Genomic DNA, 17,571 nt, shown 5'->3' on the forward strand with positions numbered 1-17,571 from the left:
CTTTGGTAGTCGCACGCTCGGGTTCAATCGGCATGCGGGTGCGCACAGACTCTTTATCGTGCCAAGAATCTGACAAGCGGTTAACTCACTCAATATATGATGTGTCCGGCGTTAGTCGATATCGGCCGCGTGCGAGAAAACCGTCGTCTCAACCGACCTTGTGCAAAAGCACGACGGCGACAAAGTGTTCATGCCGCCGCGGGTTCGACGCGAGGCTTGCTTCCATTCTGCCGTAAAGCTCATCGACCAGAGCTGCCCGGTTCGGTTTGGCGCTGAGTGAGGACGCCACGGTTGGCCCCGAAAAAGCCCGCATCATGCCGGTCCAGCCGCGCGCAAGCGGTAGTGGATCGCCGGTGCGCTCGAACGCATCCCAATGCAAGTCCGGCCCGGGCAATATTTCCGAGTGCTCGATCCGCAGGCCGGCAAACGCCCCATCTCCCGTTGCAAAGGGCGCCCGGATATCTGCAAGTTTGCGCGGGGCCGTCGGAATGTTGATATGCAGAAGATCGTCTTCCGAAAGAAGTCCATCGTGCTTCATGGAGAGCAAGGCGTGCCACAACTCGCTGGTCAGCCACTCCCAGCCAACCCTGTCTTCCGGCCGCCCCGGGAAAAGGCATAGAAGCCTGCCATCATGGCGCAATTCGCTCGCCCGGCGCTGCAGGAACAGTCGCCAGTCGCGGGCTTGTTGAAGGAGTAGTGCCTTGTGAACGTCCTCAGATTTGCTGTGGAGGGCAAAAATGTGGTCGGGAATGTCGACGGGGTGCTGGCTCATCCACTGCATGGTCCAGGAATTCCACCCAAGGTGCACCCGCCCCGGAGTAAAGAGGGGTTCATAGTAGCTGCGCCCGATCGCGGAGGGGAATATTCCCGTCGATCCCGTCATGTAGCTCTGCGGATCGCTTTCGAGGGCATTGAACAGCGATGTGAAGTCATTCGAGGGCAAATCCGTGTGGATCACCTCGATGGATCGCTCCTCACCTGCGCGTGCCCGCAGCGCCTGGATCGCGATCGCTACAGGATCCATCGAGTTCTTGCCCTGAGAAGAGCCGTAATCGACAATGACGAGCGGTTCGTCGCCGAAGGCGACCGAATTCGCCGCCGATTGCCACAGTGCCAGGGCCGCCGCATTGCCGGCAGCCTGCATCGCCGAATGGCGATTATAGTATCCGCCGCCTTCCATGGCGGCGCGTGTCGGGATAATGCCATCTGACATGCTGCCCCCATTGTATTCGCGTCGTCACTGGCAGAGGTGATTGTACGCCTCTTCGACAACAGCAGCAATTGACGCCCGTTGCCGACCCCGCCACCTTATGCTCCATTGTTCACAGCCATGTTGGCGATCATAAAGGATATGCGCGCTCCGATGCTTGCAGCAGCGGGGCATCGGGCCTATAGGGGGGACTTGCTATGACATCAAGTTGCCAATTGTTATTTTTCAATTAGTTAGCTCTTCGAAATCCGAAGTTGGGTACAAAATTGGGTACAGGCGCGAATCCTGTCCGCAAAAGCCCCTTCATACCACCCTGCCCTCGAATCGCGCTGTACGGCCCGCTGTGGCCAAATGCTGCGGCATTGAGCGGGTGGCGGTTTGCTCGCGTAGCCAAACCGGCAACCTCAGTGGTGCAGATGCACCACCCTTGCCGTTGACCAGCGAGCGCGCTCTAAACACTGGGTGCGGCAAAAGCCGCACAGTCCGCTGAAAAGATCAAGGATGGCAAGGCGCCAGAAAGCCCCAGTGCGGCAAATGCCGCATCGCGACGAGTCCACGCAAAGGAGGGGGCCGGACGCGCCTCAATACGTCAGCACCTCGCCCGACCCTGTGCAGAACGACAGCATTTAGCCATCGCGCATGAGCATAGCAGACTGCGACATTTGTCGCATTAGGTGGAAACCGGCCATTTGAAAAGACTGGCGTTTTTTGAAGCCGGTGCGACGTTTGTCGCAGTCGAGGTTTCAGTGTGACTGCGGATTTTTCCGCATTGCTGAAATTGGCCATTTGAAAAGTCTGGCTTTTTCGAAGCCGATGCGGATTTTTCCGCATTGGCCACAAGTGCCAAGCGGTCCACTTGGACCACCAGCAATTGCTAAGTCTTTGATTGGCCTGTTGGCACAAAAGTGCCAGCGGTCCATTTGGACCATTTACCGCCGCCGCGCGGTCCGTAGCGACCCACTTGGGTCATCAATCGCCAAGAAAGCCCCAGAAACCGCAGCACCAGAGGTGCAAAATTACCCAAATGGGTTTTTGGCACATACGTGCCAGTGGGGCGTTTGCCCCAGCAGCAGGATTTTCAGGGTTGTTACCTTTGACATTTTCCTGCGGGAGTGGGGCGTGTGCCCCAGTGCGGGATTTCCCGCATTTGCTGAAATTGGCCATTTGAGAAGACTGGCGTTTTTCGAAGCCGGTGCGGGATTTCCCGCAGTGGCACAAAAGTGCCAGCGTTCCATTTCGAACACCAGCAATCGCTAAGCCTTTGATTGGCTTGTGGCACAAATGTGCCAAGCGTTCCACTTGGAACATTTCACCGCCGCCCTGGCCCAGTACCGGCCAGCAGCCCGCCGCTGCGATAGGTTGTGTAAGAGCGGCGCTGACTCTAGCGTTATTTTCGATTCAACATAGGCTAAGGCGAAACGACACGCTGTGAGGTTCTGATGCCCGCCTTACCCACAAACCTGCGACGGCTACGCGCGCAGGAGTACCTTATCCGCAAGCAGTCACTCGATTACATCCGGGAAAATCACCGGCTCTTGCTTCATTTGGAGGTTATAGAACAGGCGATGGACGTCGCCGAGACCTTTCGCCAGTTCGGCTCGTCCAGTCAATCAATGTACTGGAAAAGGCTGATGGGCCTGCGCTTGTTCAATGGCTTTGCCGCTGCCTTAAATCTAACGCTCATTGGGTATCATCAAAAGAGCGCGCTAGTCATCCGCGATATACTTGATACCTGTTGGTTGATCGATTTGTTTCGACTGGACGAAAACGAGTTAGAGGCGTGGCAGACTTTAGAAGGTGGCAAATGGTATAACGCTTTCAAGCCTTCGGAGGTGCGCAACAAGCTTGACAAGTGCTATGGCGTCAAGACCAGTCTTCGCCACAAAGTGTACAGGGAGTTCAGCGAGTTTGCGGCCCATCCAACGCGAAAGTCAGGGGCAATGTTATCTAGAGATGGAGCCTTCGCAGAGAGCGGACCGTTCTTCCATGCGAAATCACTAGAAACTCTTTGTTTCCAAATGGGCAGGGTGGCACTTGAGACGAGCAACGTCTTGTCAGACCTTTTAAACCATGACGATCAGATGCCCCATGCTTGGGCTGGTGTTTACGCCCTCGTATTGGCCAAGCGGCAAGAATGGTTGGCCTTAAACCAATCAGACTTATGATGCCGCCATCCATGAGCCATGTCCTTACATGGCGGCGCACCCAGATCGGCGGCGTCGAACTGCGCTATGATTTTTGCGCCTATGTCGACGGCAACGTGAACATCGCCCGCATATACCGCGATAGGAGCGCCGAAAACCATACCATCTGGTCATGCAACATGGCGGCATGGTGATGACGCGACGCGAAGCCATTGCATGGGTAGAAAAAAGCTTCGAGCGCTTTGCTGCCGAAAATCCCGATATCGATCCGCAAGCATGGCCAGCGGACGCGTGCAGCGGCCAGCTAAGGCGTTTGCAGCAGTCCGATCTAGATGCCTACGCGCAAATGATCAAGGATTTGCCCAGCGGCAAGACTCAGCGCGTGCAACTGCGGCGCTCATGAGGCCGCCACGGTAGCGCGCCAGGCCAAGAGTTTGGCGGCCAAACACAAGATTTTCCCTGTGCATCATGCTAATGCTATTTGACGTTCGATAGAGCCGTTCCCGGACGGGCGGTTCAGTTGCCAACATTTTTGCAAGATGCGGGGTCGTTATGCTCAAGCGCACTGTCGCCGGGATTGCTGTTGCCGCCATTTTGGCTGGTTCGGCAATTCCTGGGCCGCTAGAGGACGGCTACGCGGCAGACAAGAGTGGCGACTACGCTAAAGCGGTGGAGATGTATCGCCTCGCTGCCGATCGTGGCAATGCCGCCGCCCAGTTCAACCTCGGCAATATGTACTCTAACGGACGCGGCGTGAAACGGAACGACGCCGAGGCGCTGAAGTGGTTTCGCCTTGCTGCCGATCAGGGTTTGCCGAACGCCCAACACAACATCGGCATCGCTTACGCTAACGGACGCGGCGTGAAACGGAACGACGCCGAGGCGCTGAAGTGGTTTCGCCTTGCTGCCGATCAGGGCCATGCCAAAGCGCAGTTCAGCCTCGGCCTCGTGTACCTTAAAGGCAAGGGCGTCCCGCAAAACTCGTCAGAAAGTGTGAAATGGTTTCGCCTCGCTGCCGACCAAGGCTTTGCCCAGGCGCAGAGCAACCTCGGCGCCCTGTACGCCCAGGGCGTAGGTGTCCCGCAGGACTATGTACTCGCGCATATGTGGTTTAACCTTTCTGCCTCGCATGGCGATGAAAAAGCCGCTAAACTTCGCGATACTACAGCCGGTTTCATGACCAGCGACCAAATTGGTGAGGCACAGCTCCTGGCACGGGATTGGAAACCGTCGCGGAACTGAGAACATCATCCGTCCTTCGACAGGTTGGCCAGTTCTTCGCGCATGTCTAGCCGAAGTTCAGGCAGCGACAGCCGCAGGCGGTTTTGCTGGTCTTCGTAATGCGCCATCCATCATTTCTATTTCGATGAAGAAACCGCCCACTACAGCGTCTATTGTTTTTCGAGCCGCGAGAATGCCGAGGTATTTCAAGCTGCTTGGTGCGCTGAATGGCTCACGACCGCAAAAAGAGCCGTTGGCGTCCCCGAAGTCCCGTTTCTTTAACGGCTAGACCACGGCTTAATCCGCTGTACGGCCGCCTATCGTCAAATTGCGATTAAGGCCCTTTGGTTTTAGATCCAAGGTGTAGGCTTGCTCGCGTTTTTGGGCCTTGTTACGAATGGCGATGCACATCACTTGGAAACGCACGGTCATCGGTGGGGATGAGCTTCCTTACGACTTCTGCGCCTACGTCGAGAACATCACGATCGCGCGCATCTTTCGCAACAAGGATTCGGACCACCTCAGCGTGTGGTCTGTAAACATGCAGATCGGAAATGCAGCCACCGATTCATGCCTGACCAGGCGTAAGGCTATAGAGTGGGTAGAGCACAGGTTCGCGCACTTCTCGACCACTGAGGCCGGCAAACGTGATCCGCAGGAATGGCCGTACGATCAGCGCACCATGGAGCTCCGATCGTTGAGACAGAACAATCCGGAGCAATATGCCGTCCTCGTTGAGGATCTTCGCAGAGGTAGGGTGGAGCGCATTCGCAGGAAGACATGAGCAAAAGTGACGAAGAAAAGGCTGCCCTTCGCAAAGCCAAGAATGCCGAGAAGATGAGGCAGTGGCGCGCTAACAATCCTCATTCCGCGGAGAAGAAAGCAAAGGAGGCCGAGCGAGCAAAACAATGGCGGCTTGCAAATCCGGATAAATATCGGGAGCAGCAAAACGCATGGTATGCTAAAAATCGCGAGCGGATATTGGCCCAAGACCGTGCAAGAAAACGTCGTACCGTGGCAGATAATGGGAGTGCTTCACATGGCGATCGAAAGACCACGCAAGCCATCCGGCCACAAAGACCGACTGAGCGACTGCCAGAGAGCGATCGAGGATAAATTGCTTGAACTCTTCGGAGAGGCCGTGGCAGCCGGATGGGGTGAGGATGAGGTGTTTGCGGCTATCGTCGCTGTTGCGGATACGACCCAGCTCGCGATGCACCGTGACCAATTCCTGTCGATCGAGACAGAATTGCGAAGGGTAATGACGAAGCGGAATACCTGACCACCTCCCTGTCCTACCCGCCAACTTTCATCTTGAGCACTGCACCCTTATAAGCATCGGGAATACCAGCCTTGTGGTGAGCTATAGCGAGCTTCTCGAGCCACGCCGAAATATCTGCGGGGATCAGCTCGAGCCCGTTTCCCCATGCGTTCGTGGGAAAAATGTCGCATTCCAATGCGGCCGCAAGATCGATCTGAGACCAGCGCAATAAGGAGAGGCATTCTTTAAATCGCTCGGGCGTCAAAATCGCTCCTTGTTGCTGTCGAATACGTGGGCTTCAGATAATGCACGTGGCCTTCATAACCGTCACTAACCCGTCGGATCAGCCTTTCGTGGTATTTGAGCACAGGCTGAAGAGCTGAATTGACGCTCGAGAGCCGCCTCAATAAGTTGCTGTTCGGGTATTGGGGAATTTTGTAAAATGAAATGGGTACGAGTTGGCGGGCATCTGCAAACGATGCTGCTCGCATTGGGTGTGGTGGGCGCTGGAACCTCAGTCGCAACGGCGCTGACATTCAAGTCAGGGGAACTCACGAACGGTATAAAATATATTGCAGTTCAGGGTGAGTTCGAATTCGATGAAAACCTTGCGCCGTTTGCTCAGCTGGTAAAGCAGACTGACCCCATATTTGTCTCGTTCAACTCGCCCGGAGGAAACCCGGTCAAGGCAATGGAGCTCGGCCGACTGATACGAATACTGAACCTGGCGACCTATCAGCCGCGAGGGAGCGTGGAGTGCGCATCGGCCTGCGCGCTGGCGTTTCTCGGCGGCGTCGTGCGCATGGCAGAGCCGGGGGCGATCGGCGTTCATAAATCCTCGTTCTCGGGGAGTGCCAACCTCAATCTTGATGCCGCTGTATCGCAAATACAGCACGTTACCGCTGAAACGATTTCCTACATGACGGAGATGGGCGTCGACCCGGCATTGCTTGAGCTGTCGCTGAAATACGAGAAGGACGATATTCGTTATTTGTCCAAGAGCGAGATGACAGCATATCGCGTTACGACACCGATGCCGTCGGGGGATCAGAACGTCGCCAGCGACCAGAATATCGCGCCGCCCGCCCCGACACAGCTTCCAGCCCCGAGAACCACGGCCGCACTGCCCGACAGTTCAATTCCCGCCATAGACGCACGGTTCGAAATTCCGCTGGCACGCACAGGAAAGGTGCGACACCCGGAGGGATCAGAGTTCCTTCGCGCATCAACTGACCAGGCAAGTCAGAAATTGGGGATGGTAAAGAACGGCGATCCGGTCAGCATCCTGAATGTCTACGACCGCTGGTATTACGTGAATGTTAGGGGCCAGACCGGCTATCTCCACCACAATTGGGTGAAGGTCGACCAGTTTGTCAGCATGCCATTCAACAACCGATATATTCAGATCGCCAGTTTCGACAATTATCTTGAGACGCAGGCCTATATGGCGAAGTCTTCAATGCGCCTGACCGCTTATTATGCGACCAATCATTGGTTCGCAGTGACCCTGTCGGGGACATATCCGGCAAAGCGAGCCGCCGAAGCGCTGAAGGTGATGAAGTCCAATGGCAGTATCCCGGACGACGCATTCATGACGGTCGGGAACACTTACGTCGGAAAAGCGTGCTGTGAGTAGGGCCGTGGGGATCATTTGGCGAATGGCGTTCGCGGCTTCGTTCCTGATCTTGGCAAGCGCAGCGGGCTCAGCCAATACGCCGTGCAGTGGCAGTAAAGGCGGTATTTCACGGTGCCAAGGCGACACGTTTATTTGCAATGACGGATCGGTCAGCGGGAGCAAGAAATCTTGCCAAGCCGAGCGAGGGTTGGCGGATAACGATGATGGTCAAGACGACATGACCCCCACGCCCGCGGGCGAGTGCTCTTGTCGTGCCGGCTTGTTTTGCATCGGCCCTCGAGGCGGTCACTACTGCGTTAGCGACACTGGCCGCAAGAGTTACCTTCCGAGGTAACATGCAACCACTGCGGATGAAAACAATAGCTTTAGCAACGACCGTGCTTCTAGGATGCCTCTACGGCGCCCCTGCCTCGGCGATGGACATATGTTCGGGCGGATTTCGGGCGGCCAGAAAAGTAACGTGTCTGGTCGATGGCGACACCGGATGGGAAAACGGCAAGAAATGGCGGCTGCTTGATATTGATACGCCCGAAATTTCCAAGCCGGGATGCGCCGACGAATTGGCAAAAGGCAAGGAGGCGATGATCCGCCTTCAGGACCTGATGACGCATAACGAGTACGGCTTCGTTTACGATGGACGTGAAGATCGCAGCAAACGACTGTTGGTTCGGGTGATCCTCTCGGACGGCAGGGACGCAGGCGAAGTTCTCTTGGCCGAAAAGCTCGCTCAACCCTGGCCGAACAGAGGTAATGTGTGGTGTGCGCCGTAATTTGCCGCCAGCCTAAGCTGAAGTGGCGCGCACTGGACAATGGGCCGTCGATAGTAAGAACATGCGGCAATCGCATTATCTTAAACATTTTCTGGACCCAATGACGGAATGGCGAAACGTCGATCCACACGCAGGCTCGAAACAATCGGTCTCCTTTCGGACCTCAATGCACCGTTAATCGTCCCGGCGCCGAAACCGCGCGACAAACGCCAGCCCCGCTTGCAGTTCGACCCGATGCCCGAGCGCATCGAGCCGTGCATGGCATTGCTCAAATCAAAGCCGCCCAGCGGGCCGGACTGGCTGTTCGAAGTCAAATGGGACGGGTATCGTTTGGCGGTTCATGTCGAGGCGAATGGCGGCGTGCGGATCATTACGCGTGGCGGGCATGATTGGACAAGCTATTTCCCCTCGATCGCGACAGCCGCCAAGGAACTTGGCCCCGCCACCATGATCCTCGATGGGGAAGCGGTTGTGCTCGATGAAAAGGGTGTGCCCAATTTTGGTTTGCTCCAGCGGGCGCTCGGGGGCCGCAAGGCAACGCGTGCCGCACACGAGGCCGTGCTCTATGCCTTCGATCTGCTTTATTTCGACGGACACGATCTGACTGGCCTTGAACTATCGTCGCGTCGTCATCTGCTTGGCAACTTGCTCGACGGCGAAACCGGGGCGATCCGCCTATCTGAGGAAGTCCACGACGACGGTGAAGCCTTGCTGCGCCATGCCTGCGCCCATGGACTTGAGGGCATCATCGCCAAGAACAAGAATGCGCCATACCGCTCCGGCCGTACCGGTGACTGGCTAAAGATCAAGTGCGTGAACAGCGAGAGCTTTGCGGTAATTGGGTATGAGCCGAGCCAGAAGGTTCGCGGCTCGATCGCCAGCCTGCTTTTGGCGGCACGCAACGGCGATAAGCTTGTCTATGCCGGCAACGTGGGAACTGGATTTTCCGCAAAGCTTGCGCGTGACCTACGTTTTCAGCTCGACAGCATGCGGATCGATAAACCGGCCGTTCCCATCAAGGGCAAAAACCTCGTCTTTGTCGAGCCCACGCTAGTCGCAGAAGTGAATTTCAGCGCCTGGACGCACGACGGGCGTTTGCGGCACGCATCGTTCAAGGGTTTGCGCGACGCCGCTGACCATGCCGAAATCCTTCAACTTGACTGAAAAATTGGGCGCCGGCTTTTTTCGGGCCATGACGCCCATCGCCGCGCCCGATTGTCACTCACTGGCGTCGGGGATTTTCATAAATTCGACGCCGGCGGAATAAAAACGTCGCGCTTGCAGCGGCGAGCGACAAGCATTGAGACCCACTCGACAGTTTCGCTCACGGACAATTCCGTTGCCTTGCCGCCCCCGACCAACAGGGCGTTCCGCTCAGCGGAAGGTGATCAGCGCCAATACTTCGTTTTGACCCGGCTCCAGCTTCATCGAATACTTCGCAGCATCGTAATGGCGGTATCGACCGGGACGACATCTTTGCCTAAATTGCCGCAGCAGGTGGTTTCCGCCCTTCTCGAGGCGGCACTTCAGCCACGAAGGCACGAGCTTCAGAAATTGCTCTAAGGCAGCCCTCTTCACCGCTCCAACTACGACTCCGTACATACGACTACAGATGCTAGACCGGGCTGCGACCGTATTGTCCCAACTTCGCGCAGGTAACCATCTCGAATTCCTTGCGTTCCCAAAAACGAAACGGCCGTCTTCCAGCGTGACCGGATATTGAGAGGCCGCGGACAAGCGGCCTCTTTTCCGCTTCTCAGTGGCCCACGCTAGGCGACGGCCGCGCGGCTTGCACGGTGGTGAGAAGCTCGACAAGCGCCTGCGCTCCCGCGGTGGAAGATGCCGGGTTCTGGCCGGTGATCAACTTGCCGTCGGTGATAGCGAAGCTTTCCCAGTTCGCCTTCTTCTCATAGATACCGCCGAGACGTTTGAGCTCGTCCTCAACCAAGAAAGGAACGACCTTCGTCAGTTGCACTTCTTCCTCCTCGTCGTTGGTAAAGCCTGTCACCCGCTTCCCTTTGACGATCGGCGCGCCTTTATACGTGACGCGGTGAAGCACGGCCGGCGCGTGGCAGACTGCCGCCACCGGCTTGCCGGAGTTGTAGAAGGACTCGATCAGCTTGATGGAGTCCGGATTGTCGACGAGGTCCCACATGGGTCCATGACCGCCCGGATAGAAGACGGCGTCGAAATCTTTGGAACGGACTTCGCTCAGCTTCCTGGTGCTCGCAAATACCTTCTGCGCAGCCTCGTCGGCCTTGAAACGCGTCATGGCCGGCGTCTGATTTTCCGGCAGATCGCTCTTCGGATCGATCGGAGGTTGACCGCCTTTGGGGGACGCGAGCGTCAAGTCGACGCCTGCGTCACGGAAGACGTAGTACGGTGCGGCGCCTTCCTCCAGCCAGAAGCCAGTCTTGCGTCCCGTGCTTCCGAGGATGTCATGCGAGGTGAATACCATGAGGATCTTCATGTTTAGGCTCCTTCCACTTGCCTGGATTCGCAACCGGTCGGCTGCACGACCGGAAGCATGTCGCGGATCGGCTGTCTTTGCATGTGCACCTTAGTATCGCCGATACCTTGGTGTTGGTGAATCAGACCAGAGCGTCTGTGCCTATCGGAGCTCGCCTGTCAGGAACTGAGCGTTACCCATGCCGAACGACCAATCTTCATCCGAGTTGATATGCAAAGAGACCATCACGTCGGATGGCGGTACGTTGCAGCGAGCCTGAAGCGCGCTCGTTAGGCTTAAATAGAATGCAACCTTGGCATCTCGTGGCCTCGGACGGCTGGTGATTTCAAGCAGCAGGAATTTCTCGGTCCTAGTGATATCGAGCCCGGTGTCGAGCGCGCGAATATGCGATCCCTCGTGCTCTTGAAGTATCTGGTACCGATCTCTCAGGGGAACCCCGAAAGACGCCACGACGACGTCGTGGATGGTGTCAAGCAAGACGGCGACCTCCTGCGGAGAACGACCTTTCAGGACATGGATTTTGACGAGGGGCATTGGCGTCTCCAAAGTTACCGAACACGGCTCCCGAGAACTATCGTCCTTGAACAATCAAAGCTATTGCACGATGGTATCCGCCGCACAGTCGCGGAAATGATAGCCGAAGCACATTGGGATCGGTCGGTGCCGAAAAACACAAGCCGCCGGTGATCACTGGCGGCCTGCATTCTCCCGGGGAGTCACTTGAGGGTCAGGCTTTTCCTTCGGCCTTCTTCTTTCGGTATTGGACGGTTGGAAGGCCGCCCCAGCCCCAGTTGTCCAGGTCGACTTCCTCGATCACCACGTAAGTCGATTCCAGCGGCTTGTTGAGGACGTCGAGCATGACCTGGCTGACGCCGGCGATGATTGCGGCTTTCTCCTCGGGAGTTACCGAGGTGCGATCAGGGGTCGTGCCTTCACGGGTTACTTGTACGGTGACTATGGGCATTTCCTATTCTCCTTGTTCGATAGCCTCATTGATTGGCTAGGCGGCCATTGCAGCGAGGTGCTTCTCAAGTTCGTCGACATGAGCATACCCAGCGCCGACTTTGCTGAGAGTTCCACCCTTGTTCAAGAACAAGGTCGGAAAGCTTGAAACACCCATTGCCCGCACCGTTGCGAAGTCCGTCGCGGCTTCTTCGATCGTACTGCGCTTATTCCATTCTGCCAGGAATTCCTCCGAGCTGACGGGATGACCGAGTTCGGCGAGCGCGCGAGAACCGGTCTCAGCCAGTACGGCTCCATCCGTCGTGTCGAGGGCGTCGACGTAGAAGGCATGCTGGAATGCTCGAAAAACGCCGAGAAGGTCAGCTTCGGACCTGAGAACGCGGGCGGTTACCACCGCACGGCACACGGGCTCGGTGTCATAGACAAAGCCTCTCCTGGCGAGAAGGCCTTCCCGGTTGAAGGGTACGCCGCTGGCCTCCTCGACCTTTCCCCAGTGGTGCAGTCTGAACTGCTTTCCGGCGTCGTCGAGAACGTCGGTCGCGCCAGCGCGTAGTCCGCCGAGGATGATCTTCAGGGATAGGTCCGGACGCCGCTCAAGCAGCAGCCCCATCTGTTTGCCGAATCCATAGCACCACGAGCACATCGGATCGGCGGCTAGTACAAGTTCCATTGTCTTTCCTTTCACTCGCCTGCGGTCTCGCGGCGTATCCACGCCACGAGACCGCGTGATGCGTGCGACCTACCAGCGGCCGGCGTTCTGGCCACCGTCAACATGGAGGATTTCACCAGTGACGAAGCTAGCGCCCTCAAGGTAGATCACGGCGTCGACGATGTCGCTGATCTCGCCCATGTGGCCGACGGGATGCAGCCCGGAGAGGAACTCGTGGGTCTCGGGAGCATGCATCGGGGTCTTGATGATGCCAGGTGACACGGCGTTCACCCGGACGCCCGTCTTGGCGAACTCGATCGCCAGTTCCTTAGTGACGGCGTTCAGGCCGCCCTTCGTAAGCGAAGCAAGGGCCGTGGGGACGGTCGACACCGGCTGGTTCACAAGGCTGGTCGTGATGCTGACGATATGGCCGGAACCCTGCTTGAGCATCTCCCTCGCAGCCCGCTGCGTGATGTGGAAGAAGCCCGAAACGTTCACACTGAAGTTCAGGTCGTAATCTTCCTGAGTGAAGTCGACGAACGGCTTGGCAGTGAACACGCCCGCGTTGTTCACCAACGTGTCGATCCGACCGAAACGGTCGATCGCCTCGCGGACGACGCGCTCTGCGGTCTCGGCGTTGGAGATGTCGCCCGCCACGGCATGTACGCCGTCGTCGGACCCTTGCTTGATTGAACGCGAGGTGGCGACGACTCGGTAGTTCCGCGCGCGGTAGGCGCGTACCAGACCTTCACCAATGCCCTGCGATGCACCGGTGACGACGGCGACCTTCTGCTGATTGCTCATGATATTACATCCTTTCAATTGCAGCGGTCCTTATCCGGGCCGCCCTACGCCCTCGGCGTCGGTGCTACTGATTTAGATGCTCTCGATCATCGGGAGAATTGCTGGGCAGCGGCATTCAGTCCGCCGTTTTTCGGGATAATCGTGGGTTTTGGCTGACGTTGTCTCCGACGAGCCCGCATTCAGCTCGGACGTACGATACTAAAGTGTTGGGCACACCTTCGGACAATATCGGTCCGAGATCGACGCGGTAGTCTACGGTAACAACAACAGGAGCCGACCATGACCGACGCCACGCTGCATTCGAAACCTCCGGCTAGTACAACAGCCACAAGCCCGACCAGCATGAATCTCGAACTCCTCGTGATCCCGGTCTCCGACGTGGATCGTGCTAGAAGATTTTACGAAAGCCTCGGCTGGCACCTCGACATAGACCACGCTACGGGCGACGACTATCGCATCGTTCAGTTGACCCCGGCTGGCTCCGGAGGCTCGGTGATGTTCGGTCAGAACATCACGACGGCGTCGCCGGGCTCCGCGCAGGGCATGCACCTCGTGGTGTCCGACGTTGTTGCCGCGCGCGACGACCTCGTACGACGCGGCGTGAAGGTCAGCGAACCCTTTCACGACGTCGGCGGGATCTTCCATCACTCCAGCGGCGAGGGAATTGCCAAGGGACCGAATCCCGAAAGGAAGAGCTACGCCTCATATGTCACGTTCGAAGATCCCGATGGCAACGGATGGACGTTGCAGGAGGTGACGGCGCGTCTACCTGGTAGCCGTACCGACAGGAGCTTCACGACGCAGCTTCACGAGGCGGTATGGGGATCTGCCAGGTGAATGGTCCGCATCCGGCTCGGCATGCCGTCACCCACCACAGATCGGGCAGGTCTGAAAGCGGTTTAAGCGGATCCACCGTTCTTTCCGGTGGACGCTTGACTGCACTTGGTTCGTCGTCTCCACTACACTTCCAAGAGACGACGAAGTGGAGATAGTTAGTTTTGCGTCGATAACCCTCTATCGATCGATCAGTCGCGATCGTCGTAACTCGGGTGACCACGTTTCGCATGAACGGCCTTGCGATGAACGCCGAGAGATGAAACAGCTCTCCTGGGGTGCGCGGGGTCACCACGTCGACGCTGGAATGCCTTACTTGCGCGGAATGGAAGTCACTGTCTGAGAGGTGCCAGCATGAGATCTTCCCACAAAACAGGCGACTATCCCGATCTCCTCGCAGGCGCGTTGATGATCGGGCTGGGAGGACTTGGGCTCTGGGCGGCTCGCGACTTGACGTTCGGCACTGCTGCCCGGATGGGAGCTGGCTATCTGCCCGACGTTACGTGCGGTTTTCTGATCCTGATCGGGGCGGTCGTGGTTGGAAAGGCACTGTCGAAGAACTTGCTGACAACTGGCCATTGGAACGTCAAACCACTTCTCGTCCTCTCCATCGCCGTCGTTGGGTTCGCCATCCTGGCCGAGAACTTCGGCTTCGTGATTTCGTCGGCGTGGCTCCTCGTGACCGCCAGCCTTGCCGATCGGGAGTCACGATGGAGGGAAGTCGTAACCTCGACGTTGATCCTCACCGTTGCGGGCGCCCTTGTCTTCGTCTGGGGCCTCGGCGTGAAGTTGTCGATCTTACCGTTTTAACTCGACCGCGGGGATCTCGCACGTGGATGTTTTTCATTTCCTGATATTCGGCTTTTCCGAGGCGTTGTCCCCTTCGAACCTGCTATTCTGTTTTGTGGGAGCCATGCTTGGAACGATCATCGGGATTCTGCCCGGCATCGGGCCGACGGCGACGATGGCGATCCTCCTGCCGCTCACGACCTCCCTGCCCCCACTCGCCGCCATCGTAATGCTCTCTGCGATTTACTACGGCTCTCAATATAGCGGATCGACGACGGCAATTCTGATCAACCTCCCTGGCGAGCCGTCTTCGGCGGCAACAACTATCGAAGGATACCAGATGGCCCGCCAGGGACGCGCCGGCGCGGCGCTCGCGATCTCGGCGTTGGGATCCTTCTTCGCGGGAACGACGTCAGCTCTCGCACTGGCGGTAGCAGCGCCCGCGCTTTCTACCGTCGCTCTCTCGTTCGGCCCCCCGGCATATGTGTGGTTGTGTGTCCTCGGCTTGCTGGCCGCAATGGTGCTGGCTCGCGGCTCGCTCCTCAAGGCCAGTGGCATGGTCTGCGTCGGCCTCCTGCTGGCAATGGTCGGCACCGTTGCAGATGGCGGCGCGCGCCTGACCTTGGGGATTCCTTCCCTCGCGAATGGCATCGACTTTGTGGTGGTGACCGTCGGCCTCTTCGGCGTCGCGGAGATAGCCAGCAATCTGGGCGGCAGATCCGAAGTCAAAGTCGCGCGAGCCGTCGTTGGTCCCCTCTGGCCGACAAGGCAAGAACTCCAGGATAGCTTGGGGGCAATGGTCCGGGGCACCGTGCTGGGAACGGTGCTAGGCGTCCTACCCGGCGGAGGAGCGACGCTCGGTGCCTTCAGCTCTTATTCGGTCGAAAAAAAGATTTCGAAAACTCCTGAGCAATTTGGGCAGGGGGCGATCGCCGGGGTGGCAGGTCCAGAATCCGCGAACAATGCTGCCTCGCAGTCCGCATTCATCCCGCTCCTGACGCTCGGCATCCCGTCCAATTCTGTGATGGCTATGATACTCGCCGCGATGACGATGCATGGCGTTTCGCCCGAACCATCTATCATAGAGGCCCAACCGGATATCTTCTGGGGACTGGTGGCATCCATGTGGGTCGGCAACATCTTGCTGCTTGTGATCAACCTGCCGCTCGTCGGTCTCTGGGTCCGGTTGTTCAAGATGCCCTACAGACTGCTCTATCCGGCGATCCTGCTGTTCTGCTGCATCGGGGTCTATAGCCTCAATAGTCGGGCATCCGACGTCGTCATGGTGATGGTCTTCGCTGCGATCGGGTACGTCCTGAAGATGGCGCGATGCGAGACGGGACCCTTGCTTCTCGGTCTCGTTCTCGGGCCCCTCTTCGAGCGTAGCCTACGGCAGGCCCTGCAATCCTCCAATGGAAATCCAATGGTGTTCGTGGAGCGCCCCATCAGCGTGGCCCTTTTGGTCATTACGGCTGCAATTCTGCTCGCGATCTCAGTTCCGGCCGCAGTCAGTATGCGTAGACGGCCGAAGGCCACAAGTGCGGACTGGCATGCCGGCGGTGGGGACCCGACACCTTAGTATACTCGACCTACCGGACCAATATGACGCAATCTCACGGCATTTAGTTCTGGGCGTCCGACGAGGGAGATTTTGGGATGCTTGCGCTCGTTTCTAATTTTGATGCTAGAACACTCTCCATGCCGCTAACCACGCCAACAGTGTTCATCGTGGACGACGACCCTTCGGTGCGAGAGTCGCTGGAAGCACTGGTGGAGTATGCAGGCTGGCGTTGCGAGACGTTCGAGACCGCCCATGAGTTTCTATCGACGCCGCCAGCCGCCGGACCTAGCTGCCTTTTGCTCGACGTCGGGCTCCCCGATCTGAACGGACTGGAGCTGCAGCAAAGGATCGGGGCTATTCGCTCCGACATGCCGATAATCTTCATCACCGGGAATGGCGACATTCCGGTGACGGTGAAGGCGATGAAAGCAGGTGCGGTCGAGTTCCTCGTCAAGCCATTGAGCCAGGAGGCTCTTCTCACCGCAATGCGAAGCGCGCTCGACCGTAGTCAGGAACAGCGCGAACTCGATGCTGCCGACGCTATCCTTAAGACCCGTTATAAAACGCTCACCCCGCGAGAGAGAGAGGTCATGGCGCTGGTCTCGGCGGGGATGCTGAACAAACAGGTGGGGTTGCAACTCGGCATAACGGAAATCACCGTAAAAGCGCATCGCGGACGCGTGATGCAGAAAATGCATGCGCGTTCGCTGGCCGATCTCGTGACGATGACCTGGTCCCTCAACCTTTCGCCAACGGAGCGACAGGGCGACGATGAACAACAGTTCTAGGGGAAAACGCACGATATTTCCGCAGAAGTCGAAAGTCTCCATCGCCATCATCGATGATGATGAATCTATCCGGGAAGGTCTGGCTGGGCTGATGCAGTGGCTGGAGTTTGACGTCGCGACATTCACGGCCGCGTCCGAGTTTCTCATATCGCCGAACTTCGCAAATTTTGCGTGCATCGTGTCGGACGTACAAATGCCAGGAATGACAGGCTTCGAGCTTCACCTCCGCCTGCTCGCCATGGGTCACCATGTTCCGACCATTCTCATCACCGCCTACCCGAACGACGAAGCGAAGGCGCGCGCGTTGTCGGCGGGCATCATCTGCTACCTCCGCAAGCCATTCGACACCAAAGTCCTCATCGAATGCATACGATCGGCGATCGCTCCCGAAACGGCGTGAGGTGTTCCCTTTGGACGAATTGACCCGCCCGGAGAGGAGGAACATAGTCGCCTGCTTCTCGCTATCGCGAA

Annotated in this window: 21 protein-coding genes; 15 read left to right on the plus strand and 6 right to left on the minus strand. The window is 57.6% G+C overall.

The features are described 5' to 3' along the window. Window positions 1-148: 148 nt before the first annotated feature. On the minus strand, window positions 149-1,213 hold the full coding sequence (locus HQ945_RS00625) for a class I SAM-dependent methyltransferase (protein WP_113280084.1): 1,065 nt from the start codon (window positions 1,211-1,213) through the stop codon (window positions 149-151). A 1,436-nt stretch (window positions 1,214-2,649) separates the two neighbouring features. On the opposite strand from HQ945_RS00625, the gene HQ945_RS00630 reads away from it, so the two are divergent. The 10 genes from HQ945_RS00630 (at window position 2,650) to ligD (ending at window position 9,406) form a co-directional block, all read left to right on the plus strand. After that, window positions 2,650-3,375 carry a hypothetical protein gene (locus HQ945_RS00630; RefSeq protein ID WP_174207528.1) on the plus strand — a complete coding sequence of 242 codons (726 nt, stop codon included), beginning with the start codon at window positions 2,650-2,652 and terminating at the stop codon, window positions 3,373-3,375. An 11-nt stretch (window positions 3,376-3,386) separates the two neighbouring features. Beyond that, on the plus strand, window positions 3,387-3,548 hold the full coding sequence (locus HQ945_RS00635; RefSeq protein ID WP_174207529.1) for a hypothetical protein: 162 nt from the start codon (window positions 3,387-3,389) through the stop codon (window positions 3,546-3,548). Beyond that, complete coding sequence (locus HQ945_RS00640) at window positions 3,527-3,757, plus strand: hypothetical protein (protein ID WP_207719696.1); 231 nt, start codon at window positions 3,527-3,529, stop codon at window positions 3,755-3,757. The genes HQ945_RS00635 and HQ945_RS00640 overlap by 22 nt, the downstream gene beginning before the upstream one ends. 149 nt (window positions 3,758-3,906) lie before the next feature. Next, window positions 3,907-4,596, plus strand: a complete 690-nt coding sequence (locus tag HQ945_RS00645) for a tetratricopeptide repeat protein (protein ID WP_174207531.1) — start codon at window positions 3,907-3,909, stop codon at window positions 4,594-4,596. A 382-nt stretch (window positions 4,597-4,978) separates the two neighbouring features. Continuing rightward, window positions 4,979-5,359, plus strand: coding sequence for a hypothetical protein (locus tag HQ945_RS00650; protein WP_174207532.1), 381 nt, complete (start codon window positions 4,979-4,981; stop codon window positions 5,357-5,359). Next, window positions 5,356-5,691: a hypothetical protein gene (locus tag HQ945_RS00655; RefSeq protein WP_174207533.1), complete on the plus strand. Its 336-nt coding sequence runs from the start codon at window positions 5,356-5,358 to the stop codon at window positions 5,689-5,691. Before HQ945_RS00650 ends, HQ945_RS00655 begins: the two co-directional genes overlap by 4 nt. Window positions 5,692-5,716: 25 nt before the next feature. Then, window positions 5,717-5,857, plus strand: a complete 141-nt coding sequence (locus tag HQ945_RS00660) for a hypothetical protein (RefSeq protein WP_174207534.1) — start codon at window positions 5,717-5,719, stop codon at window positions 5,855-5,857. 421 nt (window positions 5,858-6,278) lie between these two features. After that, complete coding sequence (locus HQ945_RS00665; RefSeq protein WP_174207535.1) at window positions 6,279-7,472, plus strand: SH3 domain-containing protein; 1,194 nt, start codon at window positions 6,279-6,281, stop codon at window positions 7,470-7,472. 335 nt (window positions 7,473-7,807) lie between these two features. Next, window positions 7,808-8,242, plus strand: a complete 435-nt coding sequence (locus HQ945_RS00670; RefSeq protein WP_174207536.1) for a thermonuclease family protein — start codon at window positions 7,808-7,810, stop codon at window positions 8,240-8,242. 108 nt (window positions 8,243-8,350) lie between these two features. Then, window positions 8,351-9,406, plus strand: a complete 1,056-nt coding sequence (gene ligD / locus HQ945_RS00675; protein ID WP_174207537.1) for a non-homologous end-joining DNA ligase — start codon at window positions 8,351-8,353, stop codon at window positions 9,404-9,406. A 592-nt stretch (window positions 9,407-9,998) separates the two neighbouring features. Here the strand turns inward: ligD and HQ945_RS00680 are convergent. The 5 genes from HQ945_RS00680 to HQ945_RS00700 form a co-directional block, all read right to left on the minus strand. Next, window positions 9,999-10,712 (minus strand): type 1 glutamine amidotransferase domain-containing protein, encoded by a 714-nt coding sequence (locus HQ945_RS00680; RefSeq protein WP_174207538.1) that lies wholly within the window; start codon window positions 10,710-10,712, stop codon window positions 9,999-10,001. 141 nt (window positions 10,713-10,853) lie between these two features. After that, a complete protein-coding gene (locus tag HQ945_RS00685; RefSeq protein ID WP_174207539.1) occupies window positions 10,854-11,246 on the minus strand; it encodes a tautomerase family protein in 393 nt (130 codons plus the stop codon). 193 nt (window positions 11,247-11,439) lie between these two features. After that, entirely contained in the window at window positions 11,440-11,676 is a 237-nt protein-coding gene (locus tag HQ945_RS00690; protein ID WP_174207540.1) for a tautomerase family protein, read from the minus strand. Window positions 11,677-11,712: 36 nt separating this feature from the next. Next, complete coding sequence (locus tag HQ945_RS00695) at window positions 11,713-12,345, minus strand: DsbA family protein (RefSeq protein WP_174207541.1); 633 nt, start codon at window positions 12,343-12,345, stop codon at window positions 11,713-11,715. 69 nt (window positions 12,346-12,414) lie between these two features. Next, the gene (locus HQ945_RS00700) at window positions 12,415-13,128 is read right to left on the minus strand and encodes an SDR family NAD(P)-dependent oxidoreductase (RefSeq protein WP_153667431.1); all 714 of its coding nucleotides are present in this window, start codon (window positions 13,126-13,128) and stop codon (window positions 12,415-12,417) included. A 342-nt stretch (window positions 13,129-13,470) separates the two neighbouring features. Between HQ945_RS00700 and HQ945_RS00705 the strand changes: the two genes are divergently transcribed. From HQ945_RS00705 to HQ945_RS00725, 5 genes are all read left to right on the plus strand, one after another. Then, a complete protein-coding gene (locus tag HQ945_RS00705; RefSeq protein WP_246272417.1) occupies window positions 13,471-13,965 on the plus strand; it encodes a VOC family protein in 495 nt (164 codons plus the stop codon). 351 nt (window positions 13,966-14,316) lie between these two features. Further along, window positions 14,317-14,772 carry a tripartite tricarboxylate transporter TctB family protein gene (locus HQ945_RS00710; RefSeq protein ID WP_153667429.1) on the plus strand — a complete coding sequence of 152 codons (456 nt, stop codon included), beginning with the start codon at window positions 14,317-14,319 and terminating at the stop codon, window positions 14,770-14,772. 22 nt (window positions 14,773-14,794) lie between these two features. Further along, window positions 14,795-16,330 carry a tripartite tricarboxylate transporter permease gene (locus HQ945_RS00715; protein WP_174207542.1) on the plus strand — a complete coding sequence of 512 codons (1,536 nt, stop codon included), beginning with the start codon at window positions 14,795-14,797 and terminating at the stop codon, window positions 16,328-16,330. 77 nt (window positions 16,331-16,407) lie between these two features. After that, window positions 16,408-17,100, plus strand: a complete 693-nt coding sequence (locus tag HQ945_RS00720) for a response regulator transcription factor (RefSeq protein WP_246272424.1) — start codon at window positions 16,408-16,410, stop codon at window positions 17,098-17,100. After that, a complete protein-coding gene (locus HQ945_RS00725) occupies window positions 17,084-17,500 on the plus strand; it encodes a response regulator transcription factor (protein ID WP_174207543.1) in 417 nt (138 codons plus the stop codon). Before HQ945_RS00720 ends, HQ945_RS00725 begins: the two co-directional genes overlap by 17 nt. Window positions 17,501-17,571 lie beyond the last annotated feature (71 nt).

Origin of the sequence: Phyllobacterium pellucidum (assembly GCF_013327855.1) — a bacterium.
GTDB lineage: Bacteria > Pseudomonadota > Alphaproteobacteria > Rhizobiales > Rhizobiaceae > Phyllobacterium > Phyllobacterium pellucidum.

Coding starts and splice junctions, on each gene's coding strand:
- HQ945_RS00720 (WP_246272424.1), top strand. CDS start 16,408: ATGCTTGCGCTCGTTTCTAATTTTGATGCTAGAACACTCTCCATGCCG.
- HQ945_RS00695 (WP_174207541.1), bottom strand. CDS start 12,345: ATGGAACTTGTACTAGCCGCCGATCCGATGTGCTCGTGGTGCTATGGA.
- ligD (WP_174207537.1), top strand. CDS start 8,351: ATGGCGAAACGTCGATCCACACGCAGGCTCGAAACAATCGGTCTCCTT.
- HQ945_RS00635 (WP_174207529.1), top strand. CDS start 3,387: ATGAGCCATGTCCTTACATGGCGGCGCACCCAGATCGGCGGCGTCGAA.
- HQ945_RS00705 (WP_246272417.1), top strand. CDS start 13,471: ATGAATCTCGAACTCCTCGTGATCCCGGTCTCCGACGTGGATCGTGCT.
- HQ945_RS00655 (WP_174207533.1), top strand. CDS start 5,356: ATGAGCAAAAGTGACGAAGAAAAGGCTGCCCTTCGCAAAGCCAAGAAT.
- HQ945_RS00630 (WP_174207528.1), top strand. CDS start 2,650: ATGCCCGCCTTACCCACAAACCTGCGACGGCTACGCGCGCAGGAGTAC.
- HQ945_RS00640 (WP_207719696.1), top strand. CDS start 3,527: ATGCAACATGGCGGCATGGTGATGACGCGACGCGAAGCCATTGCATGG.
- HQ945_RS00650 (WP_174207532.1), top strand. CDS start 4,979: ATGCACATCACTTGGAAACGCACGGTCATCGGTGGGGATGAGCTTCCT.
- HQ945_RS00670 (WP_174207536.1), top strand. CDS start 7,808: ATGCAACCACTGCGGATGAAAACAATAGCTTTAGCAACGACCGTGCTT.
- HQ945_RS00685 (WP_174207539.1), bottom strand. CDS start 11,246: ATGCCCCTCGTCAAAATCCATGTCCTGAAAGGTCGTTCTCCGCAGGAG.
- HQ945_RS00710 (WP_153667429.1), top strand. CDS start 14,317: ATGAGATCTTCCCACAAAACAGGCGACTATCCCGATCTCCTCGCAGGC.
- HQ945_RS00680 (WP_174207538.1), bottom strand. CDS start 10,712: ATGAAGATCCTCATGGTATTCACCTCGCATGACATCCTCGGAAGCACG.
- HQ945_RS00665 (WP_174207535.1), top strand. CDS start 6,279: ATGAAATGGGTACGAGTTGGCGGGCATCTGCAAACGATGCTGCTCGCA.
- HQ945_RS00690 (WP_174207540.1), bottom strand. CDS start 11,676: ATGCCCATAGTCACCGTACAAGTAACCCGTGAAGGCACGACCCCTGAT.
- HQ945_RS00725 (WP_174207543.1), top strand. CDS start 17,084: ATGAACAACAGTTCTAGGGGAAAACGCACGATATTTCCGCAGAAGTCG.
- HQ945_RS00625 (WP_113280084.1), bottom strand. CDS start 1,213: ATGTCAGATGGCATTATCCCGACACGCGCCGCCATGGAAGGCGGCGGA.
- HQ945_RS00645 (WP_174207531.1), top strand. CDS start 3,907: ATGCTCAAGCGCACTGTCGCCGGGATTGCTGTTGCCGCCATTTTGGCT.
- HQ945_RS00700 (WP_153667431.1), bottom strand. CDS start 13,128: ATGAGCAATCAGCAGAAGGTCGCCGTCGTCACCGGTGCATCGCAGGGC.